The sequence below is a fragment of the Yoonia sp. genome (assembly GCF_036007805.1).
Lineage (GTDB): Bacteria > Pseudomonadota > Alphaproteobacteria > Rhodobacterales > Rhodobacteraceae > Yoonia.
The window spans coordinates 1-8,608 of the sequence record NZ_DASYOK010000008.1 but is presented as its reverse complement, the minus strand read 5'-3'; the positions used below and the strand labels follow the sequence as shown (position 1 = coordinate 8,608).

Annotated in this window: 8 protein-coding genes; 3 read left to right on the top strand and 5 right to left on the bottom strand. The window is 59.2% G+C overall.

Features of this window, described 5'->3' with window-relative positions:
• The 3 genes from VGP75_RS00260 to VGP75_RS00250 form a co-directional block, all read right to left on the bottom strand.
• Nucleotides 1–1,089 (bottom strand): M3 family oligoendopeptidase (locus VGP75_RS00260; protein WP_414727744.1); only part of this gene is annotated, 1,089 nt, incomplete at its 3' end.
• Nucleotides 1,090–1,156: 67 nt separating this feature from the next.
• Complete coding sequence (locus tag VGP75_RS00255; protein ID WP_327541735.1) at nt 1,157–2,746, bottom strand: ATP-dependent DNA ligase; 1,590 nt, start codon at nt 2,744–2,746, stop codon at nt 1,157–1,159.
• Complete coding sequence (locus tag VGP75_RS00250; RefSeq protein ID WP_327541734.1) at nt 2,743–3,756, bottom strand: ligase-associated DNA damage response exonuclease; 1,014 nt, start codon at nt 3,754–3,756, stop codon at nt 2,743–2,745. Before VGP75_RS00250 ends, VGP75_RS00255 begins: the two co-directional genes overlap by 4 nt.
• A 105-nt stretch (nt 3,757–3,861) precedes the next feature.
• Between VGP75_RS00250 and VGP75_RS00245 the strand changes: the two genes are divergently transcribed.
• Nucleotides 3,862–5,076, top strand: coding sequence for a threonine ammonia-lyase (locus VGP75_RS00245; RefSeq protein WP_327541733.1), 1,215 nt, complete (start codon nt 3,862–3,864; stop codon nt 5,074–5,076).
• On the opposite strand, the gene VGP75_RS00240 is transcribed toward VGP75_RS00245, so the two are convergent.
• Both VGP75_RS00240 and VGP75_RS00235 read right to left on the bottom strand, forming a co-directional pair.
• Nucleotides 5,073–6,023 (bottom strand): alpha/beta hydrolase, encoded by a 951-nt coding sequence (locus VGP75_RS00240; RefSeq protein WP_327541732.1) that lies wholly within the window; start codon nt 6,021–6,023, stop codon nt 5,073–5,075. The two genes, VGP75_RS00245 and VGP75_RS00240, sit on opposite strands and share 4 nt — an antisense overlap.
• Nucleotides 6,023–6,313 (bottom strand): SCP2 sterol-binding domain-containing protein, encoded by a 291-nt coding sequence (locus VGP75_RS00235; RefSeq protein WP_327541731.1) that lies wholly within the window; start codon nt 6,311–6,313, stop codon nt 6,023–6,025. The genes VGP75_RS00240 and VGP75_RS00235 overlap by 1 nt, the downstream gene beginning before the upstream one ends.
• A gap of 79 nt (nt 6,314–6,392) precedes the next feature.
• Between VGP75_RS00235 and VGP75_RS00230 the strand changes: the two genes are divergently transcribed.
• Both VGP75_RS00230 and VGP75_RS00225 read left to right on the top strand, forming a co-directional pair.
• A complete protein-coding gene (locus tag VGP75_RS00230) occupies nt 6,393–6,947 on the top strand; it encodes a tetratricopeptide repeat protein (RefSeq protein WP_327541730.1) in 555 nt (184 codons plus the stop codon).
• A 32-nt stretch (nt 6,948–6,979) separates the two neighbouring features.
• On the top strand, nt 6,980–8,608 hold a 1,629-nt coding region (locus VGP75_RS00225; protein WP_327541729.1), incomplete at its 3' end, for a helicase-related protein.

The window sequence follows — 8,608 nt, the reverse complement described above, 5'->3', positions numbered from 1 at the left end:
GCCGGGTTTTACGGCGGCGTCGATCCAGCCTTTGGTGAAAAAGGGCTTGGCGATCTCGGCCATTTTGGGATCAAACCCTGCGTATGCGTCCATCACCGTGGCCGTGGCCTCGTCCCAATTGACGATCTTGTCGCTTTCCATTGGCAAAGGCGCGTTGCGGTCCCAGACCTGCATCCGCTCCAGCCCCAGCCATTTCGCTTTCAGCGCATAATAGCGGTGCGACAGACGCGGATAGGCGGCGACAACAGCGTTGCGCAGCGCCTCAACCACTTCGGCTTCGACATGGTTGGACAGGTGCCGTCCGGTTTGCGGGGTGGGCATCTTTCGCCAGCGGTCCTCGATCTCTTTTTCTTTAGCCAGCGTATTATGCACACGGGCAAAGATTTTGATGTTCTCGCGGAACACCGCCGCCAGCGCATGGGTCGCCGCCTCGCGTTTGGCGCGGTCCTGTTCAGTCAGCAGGTTCAGCGTGGCTTCAAGGCTCAGGACCTCGTCATCGACCACGAATTCCAGCGCCGCCATGGTTTCATCGAAAAGCCGGTTCCACGCTGCAGCCCCGACGGTGGATTGATCATGCAGGAACTTTTCCAGCTCGTCCGAAAGCTGATGCGGCTTCATCGCGCGCATGCGGTCAAAGACCGGTTTGTAACGCGCGAGGTCTGTATTGGCGCCCAGAAGATCGGCAAGGTGGTCATCATCAAGCCGGTTGAATTCCAGACCGTAGAACACCAGCGGCGTGGTGGCCGTTGTCATCTTGTCCTGACAATCCGACATGAATTTTGCGCGCTCGCTATCGGTTGTGCATTGATAGTACCGCAAGCCTGCGAAGGACATGATGCGCCCTGCGATCACGTCAATCTGTTCGTAGCGTTGTACGGCTTCCAAGAGCCCGCCTGCGTCTAGTGTCGCCAGTTTGCCTTCATAGCTTGCTGCGAAATCCGCACACTCTTTTTCCAGCCATGCCATATCGCGCGCCAGTTCGGGGCTGTCGGTGGCGGGGTAGAGATCGCTCAGGTCCCATTCGGGCAGGTTGCCAAGGTCCTTTCCACCGCTGGTGTTGGCATCAAAGACGGGCAGGGGGAATGGCATAGGGTGACCTCTGTTTTTCATATGTTGGGGAATACATAGGCACTGTTGCGAAAAGTGTTAAGGGCGATCAGCCGTAGGTGGCCAACATCTCTTTGAGATCGTCCAGTGTATTGGCCTCATCAACGGGTTTGTCGCGCCGCCAGCGCAACATACGTGGAAAACGCAAAGCAACGCCGGATTTGTGGCGCGGGCTGGCCTGGATGCCCTCGAAGGCGATTTCGAATACATGTTCGGCGGGCACTTGGCGCACGGGGCCAAAGCGTTGCAGCGTGTTCTTGCGCACCCATGCCGTGATTTCGCGGAATTCCTTGTCGGTCAGGCCGGAATAGGCCTTGGTGAAGGGCACCAGATCATTGCCGTCGCGAACAGCGAATGTGTAGTCCGTGAACAGGTTCGCGCGCCGCCCGTGCCCTGCCTGGGCATAGATCATCACCGCGTCGATGGTCAGCGGATCAATCTTCCATTTCCACCAGTCGCCCCGTTTGCGCCCGGCAAGGTAAGGGCTGTCAAGGCGTTTGAGCATCAGACCTTCTGCGTTCAGTGCGCGGGATTGGTCGCGTGCAGCGCGCAGATCATCCCATGTCTGAAAGGGGACCGAGGCGGACAGGCGCAGTGGGGCTGTCACAGGGGCATCCTTGATCAGATCCGCTAACGCCGCGCGGCGGTCTTTCAGAGGCTTATCGCGTACATCCGCACCCTGATGTTCCAGCAGATCATAGGCCATCAGGATCACAGGGGCCTCTGCCAGCAGTTTCTTTGGCACTGTTTTGCGCCCGATCCGTTTTTGCAGCGCGTTGAAAGACAGCGGTGTTTCATCCGCGAAGGCCAGCACCTCGCCATCTATCACCGTACCATCGGGCAGGTAATCGCGCAGTTGCGCCAGTTCGGGAAACCGGTCGGTCATCAGGTCTTCGCCCCGCGACCACAGGTGGTGTTCACCGCCGCGGACAATCAACTGACCGCGGATGCCGTCCCATTTGCGTTCGGCGTTCCAGTCGGCGGGCGCACCAAGATCGTCAAAACCGTCGAGCTGGTAGGCAAGATAGAAAGGGTAGGGGCGGGAAAGGTCGGCCGTCGGATCATCTGCCTCGATCAGCGCGTCCCATGTGGTGGTGTCCGGTGTCCAATTGCCCATGAGCTTGTGGGTCAGCTCAGGTTCAGGCTGGCCGGTGGCCTGTGCTAGCGCGCGGGTGATCAGTTTTGCGCTGACCCCGATGCGGAAGCCGCCGGTTAGAAGCTTGGTGAACAGGAACCTTTCGGTGTAGGGCAGGCTGTCCCACGCCTCCAGAATACCTGCTTTGCGTGCGTCATCTTCGAGGGTCGCCAGTGTTCCGATATAGGTGATCCAGTGGGTGAGGGTGTGGTCGCGTGTCGCCGTGGCTGGTGGCAACACCAGCGCGATGGTCTCGGCCAGATCACCCACGATGCTATAGCTTTCCTCGAACAACCAGTCAGGCAGGCCTGCGACCTCCGCCGCCCATTCCCTGAGCCTTGTGGCTGTGATCGTGCGTTTCGGGCGACGCCCAGTGAAGAGGGCGATGGTCCAGAGCCGGTCTTCGGGCGTTGCGGTGCGGAAATAATCGGCAAGTGCTGCGGTTTTGACGCTGGTCTTGGTGCTTTCGTCGATGCGCGTAAAGAGGGCGGCGAAATCCTTCATGCCTCGGCCTCGTCGGCTTCATCAAGCCCTTCGCCCTGGTAATCTGTGCTCACGATATGCGCGTCATAGCCTTGGCTGGACAGCCATTTCCGGAAGGCGCCTGTGTAGCCGTGGGTGGCGAAGACTTTGGTCGCACCGGTGGCCTTGATCGCGGTGTTCAGACCGTCCCAATCGGCGTGGTCCGACACGATGAAACCCCTGTCCGCTGCGCGCCTGCGCCGCACACCCCGCAGCGCCATCCAGCCGCTGGCGAATGCAGTGGAGGCCGTGCCGAATTTGCGCGCCCAAGGTGTGCCGAGCGCGCTGGGCGTGGCCAGTACCAGTGCGCCGGGGTGGGTTTTATGGGTGGTTTCGGCGGTGACGAGGGTGGTTTCGGGCAGGGTGAAGCCATGGCCGCGCAGCACCGCATTGGTGTTTTCGATCGCGCCATGGGTCAGGATCGGGCCGATGTCAGGGTTGACGGTTGTCAGCAACCGCTGCGCCTTGCCCAATGCATAGGCCCCGAGGATGGAGGTGCGCCCGGCGGCGGCATTGGCGGCCCACCAATCGTTGATTTGCCGGGCGAGGATGTCTTGAGGTGTCCATTTGAAAATCGGGAGGCCAAAGGTGCATTCGGTGATGAAAGCGTGGCAGGGGACGGGTTCGAAAGGTTCAGAGAGCCCGTCGGCCACTGTCTTGTAGTCGCCCGAGACGACCCAGACCTCGCCTTTCACGGCCACCCTGATCTGCGCTGAACCGGGCACATGTCCGGCAGGGTGGAAAGAGACGGTTGCGTCTCCGATGCGCGTCTCTACACCGTAATCCGTGGTTTCAAGCGTGATATCGCCCAAGCGGTGCCGCATGACGGGCGCTGTGCCTGTCGTGGCCAGATAGCGTTTCATCCCCCAGCGCGCGTGATCACTGTGGCCGTGGGTAATCAGCGCGCGGTCCACGGGGCGCCACGGATCGATATAGAAATCGCCCGCTGGACAATAAATGCCCCTGTCGGTGAAGGAAAGAACGTCAGCCATCACCCGACTATAGGGCGCGAAGAGTGCGGGCCAATGGTGGGGGTTGGGTTTCACCCACCTTACGGTGTAGGGCTGTGGGTGATTATTTTTGAACGAGGTGGCCCGATGGCCCTTGATCCTGCACTGATTACGAAAACTTATGAGGCGATCAAATCGGCCACGATGCGTACGCCCACTGTCCATGCCGCGCGTTTGTCGCTGCAATTGGGCTTTGATCTTTACCTCAAGCTCGAGAACCTCCAGCACACCAACGCGTTCAAGGCGCGCGGGGCTTTGGCTAAACTGCTCACGCTGAGCGACGCCGAACGCGGCGCGGGTGTGATTGCGTGCAGCGCAGGCAACCATGCCCAAGGCGTGGCTTATCATGCCAAGCGTCTTGGCATTCCTGCGGTGATTGTCATGCCCGAGGGCACGCCCTTTAACAAAGTCAAACGCACCAAGGATTTTGGCGCGGTTGTCGTGCTGCATGGCAAGGGCTTTGATGAAAGCGTGCAATTCACCCTCGATATGGCAGCGGAAAAGGGCATGACTTTTGTGCATCCCTTTGACGACCCCGTGGTTGCTGCAGGGCAGGGGACCGTGGCGCTTGAGATGTTGGAACAGCAACCTGATCTGGATGTGATTGTCGTGCCGATTGGCGGCGGCGGTTTGATCGCGGGGATGGCCGTTGCTGCAAAATCGGTAAAACCTGACGTGCAGGTGATCGGCGCGCAGGCGGCGAATTTCGATGCGGTGAAAGCGCAGTTTGATGCTGTCGGCACCAATTTTGGCGGCGCGACATTGGCCGAGGGGATCGCGGTGCGCGAACCTGCCCCTGCCAATCTGGACATCATTAAGCGCTATGTGGACCGTGTGGAAACAGCCACGGAATCAGAGATCGAGGCGGCGGTGTTTGATCTTTTGTCACAAGAAAAGATCGTCGCCGAAGGGGCCGCGGGCGCTGGTCTTGCTGTCATCGAAAAACACGCCAAGGATTTTGCAGGCAAAAAGGTGGGGCTGGTTGTCTGTGGGGGCAATATCGATTCGCGCCTGCTTTCGACACTCATTCTGCGCGGACTGGTGCGTGACGGCCGGATTACGCGCCTCACATTCGAGATTGACGACACACCCGGCCAGCTTTCGGATATCTCGCGCATTATTGGTGCTGCGGGGGCGAACGTGATCGAGGTGATCCACCAGCGGATGATGCAAAGCGTGTCGCTCAAGCAAGCCGAGCTTGAGATCGTGATCGAAGCGCGCGACCAGCAACATGTAACAGAGGTGGTCAGTGAGTTACGTGGCGCCGGTTTTCAGGTGCGGACGGACAGCGATTTGGCCTAGGCGACGGGTGTCAGTTGTGCGTCAAAAAACGCGGCCGTCTCATCAAAGATCATGTCGCGCACTTCGGGCATGTCCATCAGCATCTCGTGCTTGCCGCCTTCAATGACGCGCAGGGTGCCGCCCCGCCATTTGTTCATCCGTTCACGGATGCGCGCAGGGTCAACAATCACTTCGTCGGTGCCCATATAGGTCAGGCAGGGTACTTTCGGTGATGGCGCGTTGCTGAGATTGCGCATTTCGCGCAATGAGGCGTTCAGCCAGCGCAAAGACGGCCCGCCAAGACCCAAATCGGGCTGTTGGCGCAGCTGTGTGCCGAATTGCGCCCACATCTCGGGATCATTGGTCAGCGTGTTTTCTTCAAAGGTTTCGCGCAACGGATAGCTTTCCTCGAACTGGCCGGGCACGATTTTCTGGTCAAAACCTAAAGGCGTACTTAACGCAGAGAGCCCCCATGCGACGGGACGCATCAGTGTGGCTATCTGGACACCCCACATCGGCGCCGAGAACATCGCGGCCTGAACTTCCAGCCCGTCGATTAACGCGCGCAGCCCGATACATCCGCCCATGGAGTGCCCCAGCAGGAAGTAAGGGCGCGGAAGACCGACTTGTTTTGCATAGGCCAATGTCGCGGCCACGTCTTTTTGATAGTCCGAAAACGCACCGACATGCCCGATCGCGCGCCTGGGTGTCATGCGGTCGGCAATACCTTGGCCGCGCCAGTCAATTGCGAGGCTGGCATACCCGCGCTCTTGCAGGGCTTGCGCGGTATTGCCGTATTTTTCGACATATTCGGTGCGGCCCGGAAAGATCAGCACAGTGCCCTTGGCACTGGCCAGCGGCCAATGGCCCACGCGGATGCGCACCCCGTCAGATGTTGTCAGCCAATGGGCGACCCCTCCGGCGGGACCGCCTGCGATATCTTCGAAAAGAGGGGCCGCCGCCAGCATTAGCCAAGAACGCCGGCAAGTTTCATAGCTTGGCCCATGTCGCCGTCAACGCTGAGTTTGCCGGTCATAAAGGCGGTTGTCGGGTTCATTTCGCCGTCAAGAATGGCTTTGAACGTCTCGGTCGAGGCCGTCAGGGTCACGTCTGCATCGTCGTCACCTGCGTGCGCGCCGTTCTGGTCGATGATGATGCTTCCCTCACCCTCGATGGCGAATTTCGCGCTGCCGTCAAAACCGGCCCCGTCCATCTTTGCGTTCAGGGCGGCGACGGCCTCTGTTACAACATCACTCATTTTTTCGTCCTCTATTGGTTGATATGACCCTGCGACCTCTGGTGTTGGCCGCACAGTGCGCTACATTACTGTTATGGTTATGCACGCACATCGCTTCAAATGTATCGTTACGGCACTTTGCCTGACGGTGGGGTTTTCCTTACCCGGTTACGCGCAACAAACGCCTTTGGATGAACTTTTTCAAGAGCTCGCAGCGGCAGATGAAAGCACTTATGCGCGCATCGAACGGCAAATCATTGCGCAGTGGGAAAACAGTGGCTCGCCCGCGATGGACCTGCTGCTGCGTCGCGGTAAGGATGCGCTGGAAGAGGGTGCACCCGAAGTGGCCGTCGAACATTTCACCGCTTTGGTCGATCATGCGCCGGATTTTGCCGAAGGATATTATGGTCGCGCGTCGGCCTATTATTTCCTCGGGCGGATTGGCCCCGCGCTTAATGATGTCCGGCAGGTGCTGGCTTTGAACCCGCGTCACTTTGAGGCGATGCGCGGTCTTGCCTTGATCATGGAAGAATTAGAGCGCCCCGAAGATGCGCTTGAGGTTTATGAAATGGTTCTTGCGATCAACCCCAATGCACGCGAAGCGCTGGAGGCCGTTGATCGTCTGGAACTGCAGCTTGAGGGTCAGGCGCTCTAGGCACTGACGCTCCGATTGGTTCGGGGAAGAATATGACGGTATCCCGGATCACGGCCGTGCTTGGGCCGACGAATACTGGCAAAACGCATTACGCGATTGAGCGGATGCTGTCTTACCGCACCGGTGTGATCGGTTTGCCGCTCCGGCTGTTGGCGCGCGAGGTCTATGACCGAATCGTCGCCGTGCGTGGCCCGGGCGTCGTGGCGCTTGTGACCGGAGAAGAGCGGATCGTGCCGCCGCGCGCGGCCTATTGGGTTTGCACGGTTGAGGCGATGCCCGAGGGCATGGGGTGCGATTTTCTGGCCGTTGATGAAATCCAGCTCTGTGCCGATCCCGAACGGGGCCATATCTTTACCGACCGTTTGCTGAATGCGCGGGGCCTGCATGAAACGCTGTTTCTGGGCGCAGAGACAATGCGCGGTGCGATCTCGGCCCTGGTGCCTGATGCGTCGTTCATGCGCCGTGAGCGGATGTCGCAACTCACCTATTCGGGGTCCAAGAAACTGAGCCGGATGCCTGCACGATCAGCAATCGTGGGGTTTTCGGTCGAAAACGTTTATGCCATCGCGGAACTTTTGCGCCGTACCAAAGGCGGTGCTGCTGTGGTGATGGGCGCGCTGAGCCCCCGCACGCGCAATGCGCAGGTCGAGATGTATCAGAATGGCGATGTCGATTACCTCGTGGCGACCGATGCAATCGGTATGGGGCTCAACCTCGATATCAGCCATGTGGCGTTTTCCTCGCTGACCAAATTTGACGGGCGCCGGATGCGGCACCTGCAACCTGACGAGCTAAGCCAGATTGCGGGCCGCGCGGGGCGGCACGTGGACAATGGCACCTTTGGCGTCACCGGTGAGGCCCCGCCCTTGGACGAGGGTGTGGCGCAGGCGATTTGCGATCACCGCTTTGCCCCGATCAAGAAACTGCAATGGCGTAACAGCCGTTTGCAATTCGGATCGGTCAAGCGTCTGATTGCCACGCTGGAAGACCGCACCGAGGACCCGTGGTTGACCCGTGTACGCGAAAGTGATGATCTGGCAGCGCTCAAAGCTCTGGCGATGGACACCGAGGTGGCCGCGCGTGCGACGGATGGTCCGTCGGTCAAACTGCTTTGGGATGTGTGCCGCGTACCTGATTTTCGTGGCATCAGCAAAGCTGAACACGCAGCCCTTTTGACGCATATCTACAACGATCTGCATCAACTTGGGCATGTGTCCGCCAACTGGTTCGCGCTTCAGGTCAAACGCATTGACCGGACCGACGGAGACATTGATACGCTCTCCAAAAGGCTCGCGTATATCCGCACGTGGACATATGTGGCACAAAGGAAAGGGTGGCTTATTGACGAATCTCATTGGCGAGATGCAACCCGCGCGGTAGAAGACCGACTATCAGATGCGCTGCATGGCGCGTTGACGCAAAGATTTGTGGACCGGCGGACCAGCATTCTGCTTCGCCGGCTCAAACAGAAGGAGAGCCTTTTGGCTGACGTGAATGACAAGGGTGAAGTGACTGTCGAAGGCGAATTCGTCGGACGGTTGGAAGGGTTCCGTTTCCGGATGGACAAAGCAGGCAGCCCCGATGAGGCCAAGACATTGCGTCAGGCCTCGGTGCAGGCGCTTGTGCCGCAGTTCCATTTGCTGGCAGACCGTTTCTATAAC

Coding starts and splice junctions, on each gene's coding strand:
- VGP75_RS00255 (WP_327541735.1), bottom strand. CDS start 2,746: ATGAAGGATTTCGCCGCCCTCTTTACGCGCATCGACGAAAGCACCAAG.
- VGP75_RS00250 (WP_327541734.1), bottom strand. CDS start 3,756: ATGGCTGACGTTCTTTCCTTCACCGACAGGGGCATTTATTGTCCAGCG.
- VGP75_RS00245 (WP_327541733.1), top strand. CDS start 3,862: ATGGCCCTTGATCCTGCACTGATTACGAAAACTTATGAGGCGATCAAA.
- VGP75_RS00240 (WP_327541732.1), bottom strand. CDS start 6,023: ATGCTGGCGGCGGCCCCTCTTTTCGAAGATATCGCAGGCGGTCCCGCC.
- VGP75_RS00235 (WP_327541731.1), bottom strand. CDS start 6,313: ATGAGTGATGTTGTAACAGAGGCCGTCGCCGCCCTGAACGCAAAGATG.
- VGP75_RS00230 (WP_327541730.1), top strand. CDS start 6,393: ATGCACGCACATCGCTTCAAATGTATCGTTACGGCACTTTGCCTGACG.